Source organism: Adhaeribacter rhizoryzae (genome assembly GCF_008629685.1).
GTDB classification, from domain to species: Bacteria; Bacteroidota; Bacteroidia; order Cytophagales; family Hymenobacteraceae; genus Adhaeribacter; species Adhaeribacter rhizoryzae.
This window is the reverse complement of record NZ_VWSF01000003.1, coordinates 1-20,838: the sequence shown is the minus strand read 5'-3', so window position 1 is coordinate 20,838 and position 20,838 is coordinate 1. Positions and strand designations below refer to the sequence as shown.

At 38.4% G+C, this 20,838-nt stretch carries 16 protein-coding genes; 8 read left to right on the top strand and 8 right to left on the bottom strand.

Annotated features, from left to right (window positions below; all coding sequences use genetic code 11):
* Window positions 1-4: 4 nt before the first annotated feature.
* Window positions 5-1,171 carry a DNA polymerase IV gene (gene dinB, locus F0145_RS05085; protein WP_150087237.1) on the bottom strand — a complete coding sequence of 389 codons (1,167 nt, stop codon included), beginning with the start codon at window positions 1,169-1,171 and terminating at the stop codon, window positions 5-7.
* Window positions 1,172-1,402: 231 nt separating this feature from the next.
* Between dinB and F0145_RS05080 the strand changes: the two genes are divergently transcribed.
* Both F0145_RS05080 and F0145_RS05075 read left to right on the top strand, forming a co-directional pair.
* A complete protein-coding gene (locus F0145_RS05080; protein WP_150087236.1) occupies window positions 1,403-1,801 on the top strand; it encodes a hypothetical protein in 399 nt (132 codons plus the stop codon).
* Window positions 1,798-2,145, top strand: coding sequence for a hypothetical protein (locus F0145_RS05075; protein ID WP_150087235.1), 348 nt, complete (start codon window positions 1,798-1,800; stop codon window positions 2,143-2,145). Before F0145_RS05080 ends, F0145_RS05075 begins: the two co-directional genes overlap by 4 nt.
* 133 nt (window positions 2,146-2,278) lie before the next feature.
* Here F0145_RS05075 and F0145_RS05070 read toward each other — a convergent pair whose 3' ends face one another.
* Entirely contained in the window at window positions 2,279-3,040 is a 762-nt protein-coding gene (locus tag F0145_RS05070; RefSeq protein ID WP_150087234.1) for an SOS response-associated peptidase, read from the bottom strand.
* A 54-nt stretch (window positions 3,041-3,094) separates the two neighbouring features.
* The gene (locus F0145_RS05065; protein WP_150087233.1) at window positions 3,095-3,613 is read right to left on the bottom strand and encodes a hypothetical protein; all 519 of its coding nucleotides are present in this window, start codon (window positions 3,611-3,613) and stop codon (window positions 3,095-3,097) included.
* A gap of 314 nt (window positions 3,614-3,927) precedes the next feature.
* On the opposite strand from F0145_RS05065, the gene F0145_RS05060 reads away from it, so the two are divergent.
* From F0145_RS05060 to F0145_RS05050, 3 genes are read left to right on the top strand one after another with little or no spacing between them, the layout of a single operon-like run.
* Window positions 3,928-4,305 carry a hypothetical protein gene (locus F0145_RS05060; protein ID WP_150087232.1) on the top strand — a complete coding sequence of 126 codons (378 nt, stop codon included), beginning with the start codon at window positions 3,928-3,930 and terminating at the stop codon, window positions 4,303-4,305.
* A gap of 2 nt (window positions 4,306-4,307) precedes the next feature.
* Entirely contained in the window at window positions 4,308-4,496 is a 189-nt protein-coding gene (locus F0145_RS05055; protein WP_150087231.1) for a DeoR family transcriptional regulator, read from the top strand.
* A 6-nt stretch (window positions 4,497-4,502) separates the two neighbouring features.
* The gene (locus F0145_RS05050) at window positions 4,503-4,745 is read left to right on the top strand and encodes a hypothetical protein (protein WP_150087230.1); all 243 of its coding nucleotides are present in this window, start codon (window positions 4,503-4,505) and stop codon (window positions 4,743-4,745) included.
* Window positions 4,746-7,310: 2,565 nt separating this feature from the next.
* Here the strand turns inward: F0145_RS05050 and F0145_RS05045 are convergent.
* The 5 genes from F0145_RS05045 to F0145_RS05025 form a co-directional block, all read right to left on the bottom strand.
* Window positions 7,311-8,870, bottom strand: a complete 1,560-nt coding sequence (locus F0145_RS05045) for an AAA family ATPase (RefSeq protein WP_150087229.1) — start codon at window positions 8,868-8,870, stop codon at window positions 7,311-7,313.
* Entirely contained in the window at window positions 8,857-11,244 is a 2,388-nt protein-coding gene (locus F0145_RS05040) for an Eco57I restriction-modification methylase domain-containing protein (protein ID WP_150087228.1), read from the bottom strand. Before F0145_RS05040 ends, F0145_RS05045 begins: the two co-directional genes overlap by 14 nt.
* 150 nt (window positions 11,245-11,394) lie before the next feature.
* Window positions 11,395-12,162 (bottom strand): hypothetical protein, encoded by a 768-nt coding sequence (locus F0145_RS05035; RefSeq protein ID WP_150087227.1) that lies wholly within the window; start codon window positions 12,160-12,162, stop codon window positions 11,395-11,397.
* 233 nt (window positions 12,163-12,395) lie between these two features.
* Entirely contained in the window at window positions 12,396-13,229 is an 834-nt protein-coding gene (locus F0145_RS05030; RefSeq protein ID WP_150087226.1) for a KilA-N domain-containing protein, read from the bottom strand.
* Window positions 13,230-13,231: 2 nt separating this feature from the next.
* Complete coding sequence (locus F0145_RS05025) at window positions 13,232-16,591, bottom strand: helicase-related protein (protein WP_150087225.1); 3,360 nt, start codon at window positions 16,589-16,591, stop codon at window positions 13,232-13,234.
* A gap of 376 nt (window positions 16,592-16,967) precedes the next feature.
* Here F0145_RS05025 and F0145_RS05020 point away from each other — a divergent pair, with 376 nt between their 5' ends.
* The 3 genes from F0145_RS05020 to F0145_RS05010 form a co-directional block, all read left to right on the top strand.
* Window positions 16,968-19,403, top strand: coding sequence for an McrB family protein (locus tag F0145_RS05020; protein ID WP_150087224.1), 2,436 nt, complete (start codon window positions 16,968-16,970; stop codon window positions 19,401-19,403).
* On the top strand, window positions 19,387-19,878 hold the full coding sequence (locus tag F0145_RS05015; RefSeq protein ID WP_150087223.1) for a 5-methylcytosine restriction system specificity protein McrC: 492 nt from the start codon (window positions 19,387-19,389) through the stop codon (window positions 19,876-19,878). Before F0145_RS05020 ends, F0145_RS05015 begins: the two co-directional genes overlap by 17 nt.
* Window positions 19,879-20,838: IS4 family transposase (locus F0145_RS05010; RefSeq protein WP_150087222.1), on the top strand; the 960-nt coding region annotated here is incomplete at its 3' end.

Genomic DNA, 20,838 nt, shown 5'->3' with positions numbered 1-20,838 from the left:
AAGGTTAAGCTAAACCTGATTTTAAACCCACCGCCCTCTTCACGGCATCCTCGCCGTAGCGGCAGCGAATTTTATCCATGGCCTGGTAGAGGTTGGCCATTTCGGCCGTATCTTCAAATAAATCTATCTGCTGGAATCCTTGCACCAGGTTACTCAGGCGCACCCCCAGTAAGCGCACGAGCAGCCGGCGGTTATAGAGTTTGCCGAACAATTCTTTGGCTTTGCGGATTAAAATATGGTCGGCGGCGTTGTACGGAATAGATAATTGCTGGGTGTGGGTATCGAAGTTCGCGTAACGGATTTTAACCGTAATGCAGCCCGTGAGTTTGCCTTGCTTCCGCAGCTCAAAAGCCAGGTTCTCGGTCATGGAAACGAGCAGGTTGTTGAGCTTCACCATATCCGTGGTGTCGGTGTGAAAGGTCTGCTCGGTACTGATGGTTTTTTGCTCGGCATAGGGTATAACCGGGGTGCGGTCAATGCCGTTGGCTTTTTCCCAGATATGCACCCCTTCCTGGCCCAGTACTTTCTGCATTAGCTCTACCGGAATCATGGTCAGCACCTCAATGGTCGGAATACCCATGTTGCGAAGGAGTTGGTAATTCTTCTGCCCGACCCCCGGTATCTTGCGGATAGATAAGGGGGCCAGAAATGGCTTTACCTGTTCCGGTTGAACCTGTATTTCCCCGTTGGGCTTCGCTTGTCCGGTGGCAATCTTGGAAACGGTTTTGTTCACCGATAAACCAAAGGAAACGGGCAAGCCGGTTTCTTTGATGATGTTCTGGCGTAATTCTTTCGTCCACTGCCAGGTACCGTAGAAGCGGTCCATGCCGCTTACATCCAGGTAATGCTCGTCAATCGAAGCTTTTTCGTACACGGGTGCGTGGGCCGCAATCACCTGGGTCACGTCCTGGGAATATTTACTATACGCTTCCATATCCCCCCGCAACACCAAAGCTTCGGGGCAGAGCTGCCGGGCCAGGCGCATGGGCATACCCGCATGGACCCCAAAATACCGCGTTTCATAACTGCAACTGGCCACTACCCCCCGGTCCGAAGAACCACCCACCATAACGGGTTTACCAACAAGCTGAGAATTACGCAAGCGCTCTACCGAAATAAAAAAAGTATCCAGGTCCAGGTGGGCAATGGTCCGGTTTTCTGTTAGCAGCATAGTTATCCATAAAGCTAATAATTTTAGCAAATACACATAATTAATATGGATAAGCTAAATATATAAGAAATAAATATCCACATATATTAGCATTTATTAACATGTTCTATATATTAGCCAATAATATTAGCTTTATATAGGCTGCTATTCAGGCTATTATTCAAGCTATTAGTCAAGCTGATATTACTATTAACCACGACTGCATAAGTAGTAACCTTTAAAAATAGAATTATGAAAAATGTTAATGCATTACAATCGAAATCAGGTAAATTAAAAGGAAAGGCTAAAATATCGAAGGAAGCACAGGCTTACCTGGATGAAGTAAACCAAAAGATAGATGCCTTCCGTGCAGGTAAACTAAAAGAAAGTTTAAAAGCATTGGGCTTTACTTTTACTTCGGCTAAAGCATTTGTGGACTTTAATAAGAAAAGAATCACCTCCATTAATTTCTTAGACAGTCCGGGAAAAGTACGATTGTATTTAGATTATGGTACCCCCAACAGGGTCATGCTGGCCGAATATAATACCGGTGAAATTAAGGATAACGGTGAGATTCAGGTCCGGGATAGTTATTACGAAGCGCCTAAAGCCGGGGCTAACGAAAATGAACTGCATATTCAGTACCTATGATGACGAAGGAGGCATTTACAGCATTTTGTAAAGGAAGGCACTTGACCTTAGCGGACATGCGTTGGTTCTTTGGTATTACAGACGAAAAGTTAATCAACGCTTACCAGTCGGGCGCTTTACCTGTTTCAGCGGCGGTGAGCGAAAAGGTAGAAGAAATTATTTTTTCGGATGTTGTCGAGTTATCCGCTAGTAGCCGGGAAGAAAAATTAGACCAACTTTTAAGCGTTCTAAACCAGCTCCCCCATAAGGGTGCGGCGGTGCATAACAAAATCCAAATAACAATCCTTGAAAGTCAGGAAGTGAAAGTAGATTTAGAGTATTTAGGGTATAATTTAGCCTTCTGACAGGAGTTTCTGCGGCTTTATGAAAAGAAATGCCAGGCCGAAAAACTATATACGCAAGGCTCCCTTTTTGCCGCTACGGAATGCCAGCATTCATTTGGTTAGGCAAGTTTCTAAGTTGCTCAGCGAACCTGAATTACCTGGAGTTTAGTTGCGGGGCCACATAATTACCTAGCGTACTTTCGTAATCATCAATGGCCATCACTGCCATTTGTTTGGCATCGTAAGGCTGGAGCAGGTTATACCATTGTTTTTCCTGCAACCGATTATTCATCCATTTAGCTTCATCTTCGGGCGATAAAATAACGGGCATACGGTCGTGGTAAGGCATCACGGCCGCATTGGCCTGGGTGGTAATAATGGTAAAATAGCGGCGCAGTTCCCCGGTAGCCGGCAGCAGGCTTTCCCGCCACAGCCCGGCTAACCCGAATGGTTCTTTATCTTTTAGGGTAAAGCGGTATTTCTGTTTCTGCGGCTTGGCTTTCTTCAATCGTTTTTTCTCCGCCCTGCTTCTAATAGGGTTGCCAAACATATCCAGCCCTAAGCCGACTGCGGGTTCAACTATATTTTCATCCAGTTCGGCTTCTATTTCTTTCCACTCAAAGAACCCGTCAATCGGGATGATGCAGCGGTTGCGGGGCAATAAGCTGCGAAACCTAGCGATAAACAACAGGTTTTCCTGCCGGACATTGAAGGGCAGGGTAGGTTTTCCATCCGGTTCTTTTTCGGGAGAAGCCCAGGTAGCTATAATCGCTTTATCTAAGTCAGGCAGAATAATTGGGAGTTGTTGGGAAGGGCGGGCATCAAAGTTCTTTTCAAAGGCCACGCCCTCCAGTTTGGCCGCAAACCGGTGCTGCTTGGGAATCTTTTCTTTGTCAATCGAAGCGCGTCCGCACATAAAGTTTAATCATTTAAGCAGGTGATGGATTTACATAGCCTGATGGCCCTACGCTTATTGCGCTATAGGTATTATCATTCTGTTTTCAGGCCAGGAAGCAACCAAGAGTATTAGGAGCATTTCCTCCGGAAATTGCCATTTTTCATGCATTTCCGAAATAAACTTATCCCAAAGCACTTGCTCTTCCTGTAAGGTAATATCATGGTTCGTTTCAGGGTAAACTGGGTCCTTATCAGCATCGGTATACCACCAGTTTAGCAAAAGTTCAGCGTATTCAGGGTTATTTTTAAATAGCTGTTTTACGTTATTATCGAAAATAATTTTAGCCTGTTCTGGCGTTACATCTTCCCGCAAACTCCATTTCCCTTCAGCATTCCTGCCATAGATTTCACCTTTATCATCTTTCTTAAATAACTCGTGACCTAAGTCTGAATAGATATAAGAAAGAAAAAGGGAATCATGCAGAACATGCTCTAAGCAATATTTGTATTTAGCTTGTTCAACATCTTTGGCGAAAATCGCAGTTATTGCGCCTGGCTCCCCGTTTTCAAAATAAATAAGATATTTCTCCATCTTGAGTCTCCATAGCTTAAAATCAAAATTGATGTATAATATACAGAATATTACCAAATTTAACACTTAAATTATTCATATTACCAAGAAATATATTGAATCCTATGAAATAGGAAGCTTGGTTAATCTGTAAAGAGTAACTGAAAAGTATTTTGAAATATGTGCGCTATATGTCGTTCTTTTTGTATGTTTGAGAAATTTAAACACCATGCTATGGGATACACCTTAATTATAGGAGAACTTCGGACAGAAGTATATGATTACGGTTTGGAAAGTTTTATCAAGTGGGAAGCTGATGTGTTTAAACATAAGCATTGCCTATATATGATGAACCTACGGATCAGACTTCTAAACGGAGGCCTAGTTATTCAAGTTGGCGGGAATTCGCCGAGTTCGTCCGATTAGTAGATTTATTCTATAATGAAAGTTATGGGTTGTTGCGGGAACATCCCGGATGTGTTCCGTTAGTTAAAGAGCACAAAGAAATAATAGATAATGCATACGAGACTTTAAAGTCTAAATATCCTAACGCTGTAGCGGGTTATTCTCCTAATATAGATGAAGAAATGGGTATTTATATGGACCCGGAATGGCCAGAAGAAAATGGGCAGCTTGTAAGTATGGAATGGCTAAAGTATTGGGTAGATTATGCATTAGAAAATTGTAAAACCCCGGTTAACTATAATAGTTAAATATGGCAGAACTCAATAAAGAAACCTTAACCACTTTCCTGAACAACCTGCCTACGGCTCGGAAGATAGAACGTGAAGCAGGTTTACCGCGCGGGTACTTGGATAAAATTAAGAGAGAAGCCCGGCCTCTGAGCGAAGAAACAAAAGCCAAACTGCTGCCGGTTTTAAATAAATTTGGTTTTAACAAATAAAAACAGATGCAATACAAATTAAGAGCCGAAACCCGGGAGGACTTAGACTTAGTTATTGATATGTTTGCGCTATCTTCTTATACTATTTTACCTCATCCTGTTTTTTCGGATGTCGAACTGGAATTTAAAACTAATTACAGTCTGGAAGAAATAAGAGAATTGTTAAAAGACGTCCCGGATGCTCATGTAATGCGACAAACGGTTGCCCTTAAACAAGATTATACCGGTGAGCGGGATCATGAATTATAATGACTATTGGCATTAAACCATTAAGGCTTTCGTTTGCTTCTGAGAAAATACTATAGTAAAGTTTACCCATTTAAGCAGATAATGGATTTATACCTGTGTAATTTTCAGAACAATGAGAAACGGGAAACGTTAGTCTGGCTGGCAATATAGTTCATTTATCTGTTTCCGGCAGGAGGATGATTAGCGAATTGTTCTATATCACATAAGCAGCTTCTTTGCTGAAATATGGTACCAGGCACCTGATAGCTAAATAGAATTGGTAAGAGATTCTAAAAGCAGGAAGGCTCTGGAGCTGTTACTTGCAACCATAGATTTGTCAGATTTAAAAGGGTAGGTTCCATCATCATCCGGTATTTTAAACTGAATGCCCATAGTTGATAGCCTTTGAAATAGCTTCTAGCATGAGTACCGTCTGTATACTGTATGATGGATGGCCAAAACTGGGGATTGTTCGATTAGGGTAGGTATTATGTCAAAGTAACACGCATTTCTATATACAGCATAAAGCTTTTCTTTGACCAAACTGGAAGGATTGACCAAAATAAAATCCATCTCCAAGAACTTTGCCTTGATCTACATTAAGATTACGGGCGACCTTACAAGAAACTCAAGATAGATGACCTGCCATATAATTGGAACATCTTTCCTTGCCAATGAGCTAAAGGTTTTTACAGAGGAGTGGATTATGGAGAATAAGCGCTTAATGCTGCAAGTACAAATAGACAATTTCCCTGACGAGAGGAATTACCTGAACAACCCAACACACTCAGGTAATAGATTAATACTATCTGATATAATGATTCCTGGTTTTCATCCGTTCAACGGCCATTAGGGCTATTTCTGATTTGTAACAGTGCGACGAGTCATCTCCTTTCTGGCGGATTAATTCTTTCACCCGGTAGGATCCAGTTATCTAAGCTCGATTACCTGATTATATTTGATGAACAGGTACAGGTCAAATTGGTGAGCAGCGTACCCCGACGGCCTCCGGCGCACCAGCGGCAAGACCATCAATACCGAGTTATGAAGTATGTCGAGTTCCTGAAACTGCTATGTCAGATAAGGAGCTCACTGATTAATGAGCCAGATTTCGGCATCGTCGTAAAGCTGCTCAATGTAAGGCGTAATTTGTTCCGGCTTATAATGTAAAATGTCAGGACTTCCTAAAGATTGGAAAAAAGGAGTAGTCAGAGTGGCTGGGAGTAAAGAAGGGGATATTTTACAAGCTTAAAATGACCGTTTATGGTTTGTAAAATACTAAACTTCTTTAATAAAATGGCGGAAGTAGCGGCCTGACAAAAAGGCTGATGCTTTTTTTACAATTGTAGAATGAACGTAGAGGTATTGTAAACAGCGGTATGAATTTGATAATTTAGCAAAAGGGGAGGGTGTAGCGGAGGTAGCTTGCGCGCTTTACAATTATACAATGTCCGTAGAGCTCATGTAAACGGGTTTAAAAATTTTTAAATAGCCTAAAATCAGGTAAGCTGTCGGAAGGGTAGAGTTACCAGGGTACCAGAGCACCGGCTTACCCTTGACCTTTTAAGTATTTTATACTTTAAACACCAGGTAAGGAATCGAACCGGTAAATCCCCGGCATAAGCTCCTATTTATAATGCGGTGGCCGGCTTACAATTTAGAAGGCTCGTTTAAGCCTTGTAATTCATCTAATAAATTTTAGGTAGATTAGATATTATTTAGAAAATTTAGTACTAGGGGAGAAGTAGCGAAAATGCCTGGCATACTTTACAATTTCTAATGGTCCGTTTAAGGTTTGTAAAATGAACGGTGCTGGGGTAAATTGCCAGAAGTAGGCTCTGCAAATAGCTCCATGCAGCTAATAAAAAAACCTAAAACACCAGGTAAGTTAGCTGATTAGCCTACACCAGCGATTTAGGAGCAATCAAAATTTTGAAGTACGGAAATCACCCAGCCAGAAAGTTACCAGCACCTGGAGCCCAGGTCTGTTACACCTACCAACAACCTCAACATTTTAAACTCCTAACAGTTTAACTTTTTAGCAAAGGGAAAAAGATCTAGAAGTCATAGCAAAGATAACAGCAGCCAGCCTCACCATCGTAGTTATTTTAACTTTCTTACTAATGCTGAATGACCGAAAGCATTTTATGGCCCGGCAGACCTATAAAACGGCCAGCCTGATTTCTTCTCTACTTAATATGACTGGTTTCAATTTGTGCCTCTTCATGTTGTCAGGGGTAGCCTAACTAGGTTAGAAGTTGTCTAAACAAATTGAAGATGATTTATTTAAGTTTTGGGATTTTGTCCTGGTAAAGAAAATATGAAGCTGGAAACTATTTCTAATCGGCTGAGTGAAGCTTTTCATCCTCTTGCTTATGCATCTTCTCAAAAGGTAGAAAAAAGGCTGTAGGTATGGATAACTCTATCGAGTTACCCATACCTACAGCCATAATGTTAATTATTGGTGATTATGTCAACAAGTAAAACTGTAGTGCATGTCTTGAACCTTCACATATTATGCAATCAAGAAAAGAAGATACCATTTTAAATTAAATACTTGAGTAACTTACTGAATAAATGGAAAAGCTATTTACTTTTGTCAATTAAAGCGCTAATTATTTTACTAATTATTGGTTTTTTTAGTTGCAGCTCAAGTCTTGATATTTCTTTCAACAAATCACTATAGGTCCTTTTCTTTAAGTTTTTTATAGGTACTTTACTGAGTCTTTCAACTGATGTTATTGTATCTCTTAATTCTTTTTCAAATTCTGGCTTTTCTAAGTCATAATGGCTGAAAGGGTTCATAACGACGCCTCGGTGAATTTTGATTTGTTTTATTAAATCTGGGTCTAAATCTGTTTGTAGTTCAATAGCATTCCAGAAATCATCGCTCGTTACTTCTTTTTGATTTTTGCGATAAGATACCGGAATGCGTTGTTTATCACAAATTGTTTTCACTAACCGTTCAAACTCTGTCCGGATATATACCGCAGATGCTTTGAAATCCTTCTCCGCCAGATGCTTTTTAGCAAGGGGAAGATAGCCGTTATCATGCTTAATTATTGGGATTTCAAAATCTTCATCGTGCAAGCATCTCGAATATACCTCAACAAATTTCCATTGCTCGGGTCCAAAGTAGCTTTTCACTAATTCATACCAAACTTTGTCATAAGTAGTCATAATAATCTGAAACCGGTCATCAGTTTTAACTTCTACAAAATGATCTTTAATAATATCAAGTAAGGGCAAACGGTTACTCATGTCCAAACCAATAAGTAAATCGTCGAGTACTAAAATTTTTAAAACCCCTTTAGTCGGGTTTATTTTTATTGATGCTAAATATAAGCTTATGGCTAAAGCAGTTAATCTGGCTTCGTTTAAGAAATTCTGATGTTTAGGGATATGCTGTTTATAAAAATCTATGTTTAAGCTAGTTTTATTACCTGATAAACCTCTCCTTCCTAAATATTCTACTTTATCAAAATCAAGTTTTATGTTAACGTTAATTCCAAAATATTTGAGAAAGGTATTGGTGTCTTGTTCTATAGATTGCAATATTTCGATAAGACCAGGATTAAATTTATCTTTGAGGTAATTCTTTGTTGCCTCCTTTAATCTAGTTGTTTGCTTTTTATCATGAGTGTCCTCATAAATGGCATCCCACTCTTTACCAATTTCTTTATTGGAAAAACGATTAACTGAATGATAAAGAATTTCATGCACTATTATTTTAAATAGGTCTACTTGCTGCTCGTGATTGATGTGTGTTTTTAGTAAATTACGATAATCGAAGAAGCCCTTAATTTTATTTGCTGCTGATATGACAACTTTATCCGTACTGATAATTTCTTTTTGGATTGAGTTTAATTCAAAATCAATATTCTTAGAAGATTCAGCACTTTCGCGAAGGGTAATTTTAATACTTGCCGTGTTTTTTTGTGAAGCAGGAACAAAAATATTTTCTTCTACTTCTTTTAACTTTTCATCAGACGAAAGAAAAAAATCTTTTAAGGCTGTGAATAAAGAACTCTTACCGCTGCCGTTCTCGCCGTACAGCATTAGGTTTTTACCATCTCTATCCAATTCAAAATGATGCTCGCCATAAAAGGCTCGGTAGTTTTTTATCCGAATATCAGTTATTCTCATGCTTGCCTTCAATAATAGCAATTTCAGGAATAGAATTAATATAAAACATGTTTACCCTTATTTGGTGTTCTCGGTCATTTAAGCGGTTAAATACGGTTTTAATAATGCTCAACTTCTTCTCATCATTCATATTATCTGTAATTCTAGGTAATTCACCTAAATGTGAGATAATTTCACGATTATGATTTTTGAGTAAATCAGGAAAATACAGTTCGTATACCATTCCATCTATTATTTGTTGGAAATAAGCAGGCATTAGTTGTTCACTTATAAGAATTAAATTTATTTTTTTTAGGAATATAATATATTCTACAAAACAAGAAAATTTTTCAATTAATGTTGAATCAACTGTAGGCAAAGGAACATCTTCAATAATTGATTTCGTAAAATTTACTCCTCCATCAATCCCAAGCGAACTATATGATTCTTTTATAAAAAATGATATTAATTTAGAATTAAGTAATGCACAAAATAGAAGATAATTGTCTTCTTTTACTTCTTTAATAATTAGCGTTGATTTGCCTGCTATATATTCTCCATCTATATCAAAAAAACATTCTAAATACCTCATTCCTGTTATTATTAGTTTTCTTGATTTGATTTGCTGAACTCGCCTTGGAAATAGTTTATTTAGATCATTTAATTTGGCAATTGGGTGTAGATACCTGGATTTTAAATAAGTAGTTTGTTTAGTACCCCATAGGGATATGTAAGGGTCAATAGTTCCTGTATTAATTAACTTAAAGAATTCTTCTTTCTCATTGTTGCTATCAATTAAAATATCACAGAGTTGATAAGCTTCACTTGTTGAAAAAGGATTTTCACAAATAATATAATCTTTAAAGTTGGTTTTAATCCTTTTTATTTTGAGCAAAATAGAAGATGAATTAGATAATAATAGACCTAATGAGTTCTGATCAATAAGCTCTGATTCAACTATATTTTTAGTACTGAACTCAAATTTTTGGTTTACTCTATCAATATAAATTTGGGATATTGTACTACACTTAAAAAAAGAGATGACTGGGGTTACACCTGCTTCAAAAACTTTTACACCATTACAATTACATATTTTATAACATTTATTTTTGTACAACCTCCTGAATTCAGTAGCATAAGCTATTGAAAGCCACTTATTTGGAGATATAAAAGCTTTTACTCCATTTACTCTCATTAGATTAATTGCTAATTCATGAAAAGGAATGTATAAATCCCAATTTCCTTTTGCAGCCTTGAACTTTCTATTGATAACATCCCTGATTAAAGGATATGACTTCATCATTGTTTCTGAGTCAACATAAGGCGGGTTTCCAATTAGAATATCAAAACCTCTTTGTTTTTCTTCTAATACCAAATTTGGATTTAATACTTCTGGAAAATTTAATTTCCAATCGAAATGTTTAAAAATTTTATCTTTATCTTTTCTTAAGTTTCGTAGTTTACTAATAGTTTCTTTCCAATCTTGAGTTCGGTTATATAATATAGTTAGGTCTTTAAACTTTTTATTAGAAGATAATGGTTGTTTTTCAATGCCGTTAGTTTTAATCATCAATTCTAATTGGTTAATCAAAATATCAATTTTCAAATCTCTTATTTCGGCATGTAACGATGGCTTGTTCTTACTTTTAGGGTGAAAAAATTTAGATTGTTTATCAGAAATTTTCTGTAATAATTCCTGCTGTTTCAATACGTTTTCGTTCCCAAAAATAGTGGTTTGGGTGCCTTCCTTTACTTCCCAATCTACTTCAATAATCTTGTCCTCAAACTTACTTACCAAGCTATCACCTACCACAATTTTATAATCTAAATTGGGCAGGGCTTTGGGTTTATCTTCGTTTACAACTAAACTAAGCCAGAAACGCAGCCGGGCAATATCTACAGCGCCTTTCTCAATATCTACTCCATAAATGCTATTTTGTATAATGTTTTCTTTAACCTGGGCAGGGTTCCAAGAAGCTTTGGTTTCGTAAGTAATTACTTCTTTAAGCGTAAATATTTCCTGCAATAAACCCATTGGGAATGCTCCGCTCCCAATAGCTGGGTCACATATTTTTACAGTAGTTAATAATTCGTCAATAAAACTTAATAGCATTTTTAACCATTCCTCATTTTCTTGCTCAGAATTTAAATGTGCTTGGTTAACTATTTTAAGTTTTACCAAATCAGAAAGAAACGCTTTTAAATTTCCAGAAGAGGGAAATTTTCCTAAATCATTAGAATTGTAATTCAAGCAATGGGTAGCAAGGAACTCGATTAAGCTCTCCTGACACATGTAGTGCACAATTTCTTTGGGCGTATAAAAAGCACCCTTGTCTTTGTTGTCTTCCAACAAGTTTTCAAAAATATGTCCTAACATCTCGGGATCAACGGCCACTGTGTGGTCGTCGGGACTGTCTTCATAAACGGTAAAGTTAAAGGCATCCAAAAAGTCTAGGAAGCCCCGGCTGTATTCCTTGTTCTTTTTAGTTAATATGGTTTCCTCAAAATCAGGGTTATGGAATAACTTAGGTTTAAATGTTAATAATTATTCGTCATAGTCATCTCTGTCAAATAAGCCACCATTTAAAAAAGGCACTTTCACTTTTGAGCCATCTGGCATGGTAAAATTTTCGTTTGGACGTTCTTCATTTAAGGTTTCAAAAAACAAAACTGAAAGCCAATTGCTGTAAAAGGTTTCGTTTCCCCCAGATTGCTTAAATAAGTACTTTATAAAATCTTGCTTGCCATCTTGGTAATTTATATTACTTGCCCCTAACCAGCATTTCTTTTGGACAAAATATAAGAATACAATCCGGCCTAATAGTTTTTTTGTAAAGTCCCGGATTTGTTTGAACGCTTTATCCTTGTCTTCTTTAGTAGCATCGGTAGGTAAGGAAACCTTAAAAACTGATTTTCGATAATTTGATTCTTGCAGATACTCATAAAACTTCTGGTAGTGCAAGGTATATTCATCAAAAAAGGCTTTGCTTAATTTTTCAACCGAAAAAGCTTCGGTAATATCTTTGAAGTAGAGGTCAGAAATAGATAATTTTTCCAGCCGCTCGGCCAGGGTTTTATTCGTTTTGTTAGCCCCCGTTTCTATTATATAGGTGTAACGTTTGGCATGGGTTGTTTTTTCCTTTATGCCTTGTTCGGTTAGCTCACTGTCTTTAGCTACCAGCGTTAATCGCCAAAAATCTTTATTTTTAGGTACAATAAAATTTACCAAAGCCGCCTGCCCGGCTGTAAGCAGCTTTCTCACATATCGCTGAATAGCAACTTTATTCTGCTCCAGCCTAACCTGTGGTTGCAACGTTATTTCGTAACAGGTTATTTCGGTGTTATCTTCTAAAGTAATGCTACCATAAATGGAAACTGTATTGATTACAGCCTGCTCCGATTTATTAGGCTGGACCGAAGCCGGGATTAAAGAAGTATTTAAGGAGAGACTGGCGCCAAATACAGGTCTTAATATTTCTTGCCCAAAAAGAATTCTATCGTACGGTTTATTTAAGGCGGTTTGTAATTGAATGCGGTTAGCGGCCATTATTTTTGCTTTGGTAATTTTTTTATTTGCGGCGTTGGCAGTAAAGATTTTAATTGGGTAATAGCAATCTCATTAAGTTTTTTAAGTCGCTCAGCCGGGGGCAGGTTCATTCGGATAAATTCTGCATTTAAACTTTCCAAGTTAGACAGTACCAATAATTGCTCAATGGTGCTGTAGTCCCTGATGTTGCCTTTTAAGTCCGGGTTTTCCTGTCGCCATTCTGCGGCTGTTTTACCAAATATAGCTACATTTAGCAGGTCGGCTTCATTGGCATAAATTAGCCTGGCTTGTTCTTTTGTAATGGTGGGCGGAATGATATTTTCTTTAATAGAATCGGTATGGATGCGGTAGTTTACTTTGGCTAACGTACGGTGCAAATCCCAATTTAAGGATAGGCGGCTATTCTCATCGTCTTTCAGCCGCTGAAATTCTTTGATAAGGTAGAGTTTAAACTCTGGGCTGAGCCAGCTGCCAAATTCAAAAGCAATGTCCCGGTGGGCATAGGTGCCGCCGTACCTGCCAGCACTGGCAATTAAACCTTTTGCCATGGTAGTTTCAATCCATTTTTTAGCAGAAAGGTAAAAACGGTTAGTACCGGCTTCATTTTTAATTCCCTCGAATTCGGGGGAATTAAAATCCGGGTTATTAATCTGCTCCCAGATGCCTAAAAACTCTACGGTATTTTTGTTCCGAAGCCATTGCTCAATTAAAGCAGCGCCGCCATCAAAGCTTTTCACCATATCGCTCAATGATATAAAGTCTTCTTTGCCGTGGGTAATAACAGTTATAGAAGTGCCTTTTACCTCAATAGCAGCTTTTTTGCCTTTGGACATTTTTACACAAAGCTTTGGGTTAATACAATTTTAGGATTAATAATGCCACCTTGCCGTAAATTTTCCTTTGATCCTTCGTCGGCATTGGAAGAAAGGTCGTAACGGTCCAGCACATCAATAAATAGGAGTTCTATAAAGGCGGTAGGTTCTTTTAACAGCTTTACATTTATCGTAAAAAAATCATTAATTGATTTTGGCAATCCCTTGGAACCATAAGTTCCCTTTTTAATTAAGTCTAAAGTCCGCTGTAATGCCATTTTCTTCTGCTCGGTAGGTGCAAATTTTAAAATAGCATTAATGTTTGTTATTGCCTTGTTTTCGGCCGGACTTAAATTCTTCCGGGAAATAGTTTGAATATTTGCCTGGTTTTTTTCGGATTTAAAATAGTCAAGCCCTTTTCCGGTTTGTTCATGGTGTTGTTTGTGTAAGGCAACGGCCTTTTCTTGTTCATCTGCTTTGTAAATTTTTATCGCTTGCAGAAAATTCATTTCAATAATGTTCAGTTCTGGTGTAATTAAACAAAAAATTCCCGGATGATTATCGCTTTTCAAATAAGTAACTGATGTGTTATGCAACGGGTAATTTATAATACCAGAATCGGCTTCCAGTAGCGTTAATTGCTGGCCTGCTTGGGTTTGCCGGCCGCACCTGGCTTTATTGGGTATTTTGCTGATTTCATTAAAACGCTTTGGGGACTTCTTTTTAAATTCCCGGAGTTCGTTCAGATATTTTAAAATTTCGCTTTCTTCTTTCTGAATTTTATTCCCAAATAATGCTCCTTCGCCTTTCTCCTCGAGTAAAGAGAAAATTTTATTGTCTTCGCCGAAAGCAGAATGGAATGCCTGCAATTTCCGGAGTGCATTATTTACTAATTTAATTTGTTCGTCGCCGTGGGCTGACGGGTAAAAATTATAGACATAAATCTGCTCGGCCCGGGAACCAATACGGTTAACCCGCCCGATGCGCTGCATTAAACGCGTGGCATTCCAAGGAACATCGTAGTTTACAATTAAATTACTTCTATGCAGGTTTATCCCTTCGGCCAAAACTTCGGTAGTAATAACTATATCGTAATCATTTCGCCATTTTTCTTCTTCCAAGTTTGCGTCGAAGTTTTGCAGTAAAATATTTTCGACTGCCCTTCGGTTGTCGGCGCTTACCGTTAGAATTCTATGTTCCGAAGATTCTGACAGGTGTTTGGATAATTGTTCGGCCGTTTCTTTAGATTCTGAAAAAATAACTAGTTTCCCGCTATGGTTTTTTTTCTTCTTAAAAAATTCTTTCTTAATCTGCTCTGAAAATTCTTCCAGCTTAGGGTCTTCTTTTACCCGGCCCCATCTGGCGACTAAATCATCAATCTTTTCTTTGTCTGTTTTTAGGAAACCAATAAATTTTTTATCAAAATCACCCGGTTTAAATTCTTTGTTATTCCCACCCTTCTCATTGATTTTTGCTTCAATCTGGTCATAACTCAATCCTTCTTCCAGCAGCTTGTTAATATCCAAGGCTGGTGCTACAAACACTCGTTCGTCTTCAAACATGCTAATCATGTTGTTAATAGCTTTCTGAAACCGCTTTATAGATTGGGAAAAGGCAAAAAAGCTACTTTCCAATCGTTTAACTAAAAGCGTTTTCATAATGGCACTTAACCGGCCTGAAATTGATTTTACATTACCGTATGTTTTTTTATCTTCTTCTTTTGTCAAGAATTCAATAGCTCTGTACCGGTAGTACCCCAGACCATCAGACTCTTGCCCGTTTTCGTCTAAGCCTGTAATAAGGGAAACCGTTTCATAGAAAAGCTTGCCTAGTTTACCGTCTAATTGATAATACAGGGAAATAGGGTCATCTACCTTGGGGAAGATAATTTTTTGATTTGCCATATCCTCCAAATACTCCTTGTTGTTTTCAATATCCGTTCTAGTTCTTCTAATTACAAGGGGTTCCACTACATCATCTCTCAATTTCTGGAAAAGAGATTTTAGCTTTCTAATGTTTAGGGTTTTCTCTGCGGCTAATTTTTTATATTGCTCATTAAGCGGCTTAAAATAATCCTGTAGATTTTTAATATTCTCTAAAGTGCTGTTCCTTCTATCCTGAAATAAATATAGCTGGTTTTCTATATCTTGTGGCCGGTTGTTGAGTGGGGTAGCAGAAATAAGGATCACTTTTTTTCTGGTATCCCCGTTCTCGGCTGGCCTAGAGCGAGGCTTTTTGCAGACTTCTTGCAATGCCAAATACATATCGGTATAATCATTCCTGAACTTATGAGATTCATCTATCACCACCATGTCAAATTTATCGGCATTGGAATAGGAGTAATCATTTTCATCTAAGACCCGGTTCAAGCTGCCAATATTAATAAACTCGAAGTGATTTCTGATTTGGAAATCCTCTGTTGTTCTTCGCCAGTTAGCTTGTAATGCCGGTGGCACTACCATCAAAATTTTAGAATGGGTACCGTTTTCATAAATAAACTTTTTAATCACCATACAGGCGATTATGGTTTTACCTAAACCCACTACGTCAGCCAAAATGAAACCATTGTGTTTCATCATAATAGCAAAACCCTGGTTAGCTGCGTCCGACTGATATTTCAAGCGCATGAACTTATTAGGCAATAATAAATCAATATTATACGGGTCGTAATCTACTCTTTTCCCAAAATACTCAATAAGCATTTTTATATAGAGCTCAAAAGGAGTAAAGTCATCTTTAAGATAGGTATTTTCCTTAATCCTCTGAGCTTCTGCATGTAGTATAGGAACTGATTCTAACCATAACCTCTCAAACTCTTCGGTCGCAAATTTTACATCTTCGTAGTCCCTTAAACTTACATTGAATTCGTAATTAGACTCGGGGTTTGCTCCTAAACCGGCATCTGTAAGGTTAGATGAGCCGGTAATTACCTCACATGGAGCATATTCATTAAATGGAACTGGCCGAAAGATGTAAACTTTAGCATGAATTTTCTTTTTCGGATGGGCCCTTAATTCAATTTTTCCTTCGGTTAAGTCTTTTATAAATTGAATAATTCCTTTTTCAGTAACCTCATCATAATCGGCCTCCTGTATATTCTTAATAAGTTCTTCTAAAAGACTATCTTTCGTTTCATCCGGATTATCTAAATATAACTGGCCTTTATCGTGGTATTTTTTAATGAGTTGGTCTACATTTATTCCAACTAAAATTCTGATTTTGGGAATTTTATCCAGGAATGCTCTTACTTTAAAGTACCCCGAAGTTCTAAAGTAGCCAACCAAGGCATCAAAATGTTTAATGCTCTCAATATTAGAAAAGACACCTTCGAATTTCTTCAATAAGCTGTTACTATCTTGATTTGTAAAAAATTTAGTTGACATTTATTCTTTGTGTCTCTTTGTTCCTAATTGTGTATGAAAGTGATAATAGTACCGGATTAAAATAAAATTGCTCACTAGACAACGTCTGATAGTTTGTTATGGCGGGTGCTCTACGACCCAGGGAAGAACGTTTAGCGGCTATCTCTATTAAGCATACAAATTTAACTGAATCCTTTTCCGAGTGCAGTGAGTCGATTACTTTTATCCCAAAAACTTTAATTCCCTCCTTTGGCGCTCTTTTCCATAAGTGGTTTGTAACTACTCCTCATTTCTCCAAATCTATGCTATAAATTCTATTATTTAAATTCATAAATAAAAAGGCATTAAAATATATTTCATTCCATGTATATTAAAAAAATTTTAATAGACCTACATTATGCCAACTTTCTTTGCTAAAATAACTATTCAAGACCAGTACGACCCTTCAACTGCTTCCATTACCTGGCGCGATCCTTTACCTGAAAGGTGGAATAAAACTTATAGCAAATTACAAATAGGAGATAAAGGATTCTTTATAGGTAAAGGGTTTGTTTATTTAGGAGTATTAAAATCTGTAGTTGAAGGAGATACTTTGGTTTTTGGCGAAGTAGAACCATTTGAATTGAGGTCAGACAATTTTTTATCAATTCACGCCATTAGCCCTGAAGTTAATGCTCAATTAAAAGGCGCGATAAAGCAACCATATATTTTTTCGGGAGAAATAAATTACGAGGATTTTCGGCAAGCTGCATTAGCCGAGTACTTTATTAAATTCTATATCGTTAAATCAGTCGCTTTAGAAAAGTATACAAGCACTTTCCATAATAACGACCGAGTAATTACTTTAAATGATGACTTGGTTTTCGAAAACTTTGGTGTTTACCAGAATGATAGCCTCGCTCCTTTGGAACAAGACCAACACTTATTTAATGTAAAGGGAAAATCCATTTATGAGGTTATTCAGATATTTGAACAAGCCAACGCAAAGAAAACTTTTAAGACTGGTTCCTCCAATCTAACCCAATTACACCGGATACGAACTGATTTTGAGAATGGGAAGAACTTGTACCAATTTTCATCTTTCTCAAGCTATTACAACATCATCCACAACAAAACAGCATTAGTTTACAGCAAGGTTGAGTTGCTTAATTATTATTTAGTTGGGTCAAGTTGGGATAAAGAGGACCAGACAGAAAGGTTCCTGGCCGAAGGTATATGGCAAAACGCAAACGGCCTGTTTAAAGAGCAGGTAAAATCTATTCCAGTAGGCAGCATGATAGCTATTAAATCGGTTTATACAGAGCGCAGAACCGATTCGGTGATGAGAATTAAAGCCAGAGGGGAAGTAACGGGAAATGCCAATGACGGCGAAAATTTAAAGGTTAAATGGGAAGAAAACTTCGAATCATTTGTACTACCGAGTAACGGCTATTGGACAACAGTACATAAAGTAACTAAACCCGAGCACATTCAAGCCATCTTCTTCAACACAGATGAACCTTTAGACGATGAACCGGATGACCTTATTGAAGTAGACGAAAAACCGGAAATGAGGAAGGTAGAATTACCTTTAAATCTTATTTTATATGGCCCACCTGGTACTGGTAAAACTTATAGAACTACAGAATACGCGATGAGTATTTTGGAAGGCGGAAAGCCTGAGGATTATGAAAGTAATTTCGGTGAAGATGCAATTGAAAAACGTAGAGCTTTGCAAAACAAATTTAATACTTACCTGAAGAATGGCCGGGCAGAATTTATCACCTTCCACCAGAGCTATGGATACGAAGATTTTGTAGTAGGCATTAAACCCAAGTTGGATGGAGATTCCATGGCTTTTAAACGACATGAGGGTGTGTTCTATAAAATTTGCCAACGAGCCCGGGAAAACTATTTAAAGGCAAGTAAACAACCCGAAAGAATCCAAGTCTCTTTTGATGAAGTATTTGAAGAGGTACTGAAGCCACTGGAGAACAATAATCCGGTTGTCATTGCGAATAGAAAAGAGGGTTATAGTTTTAAAATAACCAAGCGAAACGAATTTAATCTGGATTTTGAAAAGCAAAATGGTGGTACCAGCCATAAGCTATCTATCAGCACCCTAAAAGATGTTTACGAAGGAACCAGGTCTTACCTTAATAATGGATTAGGCGTCTATATTCATCCTTTTGTTAAACACCTGAAAGAAGCAGCTCAGGCCATTTCTGCCACTGCCAAGTATGAACCGCTGCAAACTTACGTGCTGATAATAGATGAGATAAACCGAGCCAATATTTCCAGGGTACTCGGAGAATTAATTACTTTATTAGAGCCAGATAAGCGATTAGGCGGCTTACAAGAATTAGAAATTAAACTTTCAAATGGAGAGAGTTTTTCGGTGCCCCCCAATCTTTATATTATTGGCACTATGAATACAGCAGATAAATCGATTGCCCTCCTGGATATTGCTTTACGCCGCCGGTTTGTCTTTAAAGAATTATTGCCCGATGTTACTGCCATCAAGGATGCTAATATTCAATCTTTCTTTACCGCGCTTAATCAATTGATTTTAAAGAAAAAGGGGAAAGATTTCCTGATAGGTCATTCTTACTTTATGAATGCGGGCAATAATGAGGTTGACTTGATATTTACTATGAACCATAAGGTACTTCCGCTATTAGCCGAGTACTTTTATAACAAAGAGCAGGAAATGCTTACCCTCGTTCAGCAGGCTATAAGTGATAGCACCTTGAAGCAATTATTTGTAGCTACGGCTGAACCCAGCGGGTTTAATAAAGTACTTTTTGACAATGTTCCGGTAAGTATAAATTCTGTGGATGGAAGCTCTAACTAGACTCTTTGAATGGAAAGCAATTGAAAATAAAGCGCTTGCCTGGCCCTATTCGCAACCTGAATTTATTTCGGATTTTCAGGAATATTTAAATACCGTATGGGAAAGCCGCAATTGGTATAAAGAAGATGAATCCAAAAAAATAAATGAAGGCAGAAGCGCTGCCAAACAGCGCTTCTTTACCTTTTATCATAATAAAATTAAAGCTCGAAATTATGTTGGCGTGGTGCAATTTGAAGGACACCGAATTGAAATTTACCCGAAGATTTTTCAGGATTGTAAAGAACCCGACTTCAAGAGCTACTTTCAGCATCTTTTATATTGGCTTAGTTATTGCCGAAGAATAAATTTTCCCGTTTCTAAAACGGCCCTCGACGACTTGCCAACGGATGACTTCCTGGAAGCGCTGATTTATATTTTTGCACATTATACAGCTACGATTAGGACACAAAATGGAGCGGGGAGCTGTTGGGGGTAAATGGCAGATGCAATATTTAGCAACATTCGGATAGAGCGACGGGTCAAGCAAGTAGTAGAAAAGATAATAGAAAAGCAAAGTGTGGTGATACATCAGCTAAGTGCGAGCGAAGCCGAGCAGCGGAGTTACTACCGTCTGCTGCATAACCCCCGTTTGCAGACCAGTCAAATCATTTCGTACTTGCAAGCGGACTGTGCGCGGCAAGTGGAGGTGGGCGCCCATTATTTAGTATTTCAGGATACGACGCAGCCTAACTTTGAACGCAACCGGCGCAACATTTCCGACCAGCAGCAGCTCGGGGTGATTGGAGATAAGCAGTCCTTAGGCTTTTTCCTGCATCCTTCGCTGGTGGTGCAAGCGGATACTGGCCGCTGCCTGGGCTACAGCCATGTGCAGGTCTGGAGTAGAGAAGCAATGGCGCTAGATAGAAAGCAAAGGCAGTATCAAAAGCAGCCCATAGAAGAGAAAGAAAGCTACCGCTGGATTCAGGCTGCTCAAGCCAGTAAGCAGGTGTTGGCAAAGGCCAGCGCGTTGACCATTATCTGTGACCGGGAAGGCGACATTAGCGAGTTGTTTTTACAAGTGCCCGACAACCAGACCCATTTGCTGGTGCGCTCGAATGCGGACCGCCTGCTGGTCAACGGTGCCGGCAAGCTTTCTACTTTACTGACCAGCCTGCCGGAAGGGGGACGCTACCAGCTACAACTAGCGGGCGAAACCCGCCGCGGCCGCGTAGCCAGGCAAGCGGTAGTGGCTTTACGCTGGGCAAAAGTGGGGTTAGTTATGAAAGGCGTGGGCAAAGCCCTGTATGTGGTAGAAGCCAAGGAAATAGATGCGCCCGCCGGGCAAGCGCCCATTTACTGGCGCTTGCTCACGACCCATGTAGTCCAAACCCAACAGCAGGCGCACCAGCTAATCTACTGGTATAGTTTACGCTGGAACATTGAGCAGGTCTTCCGG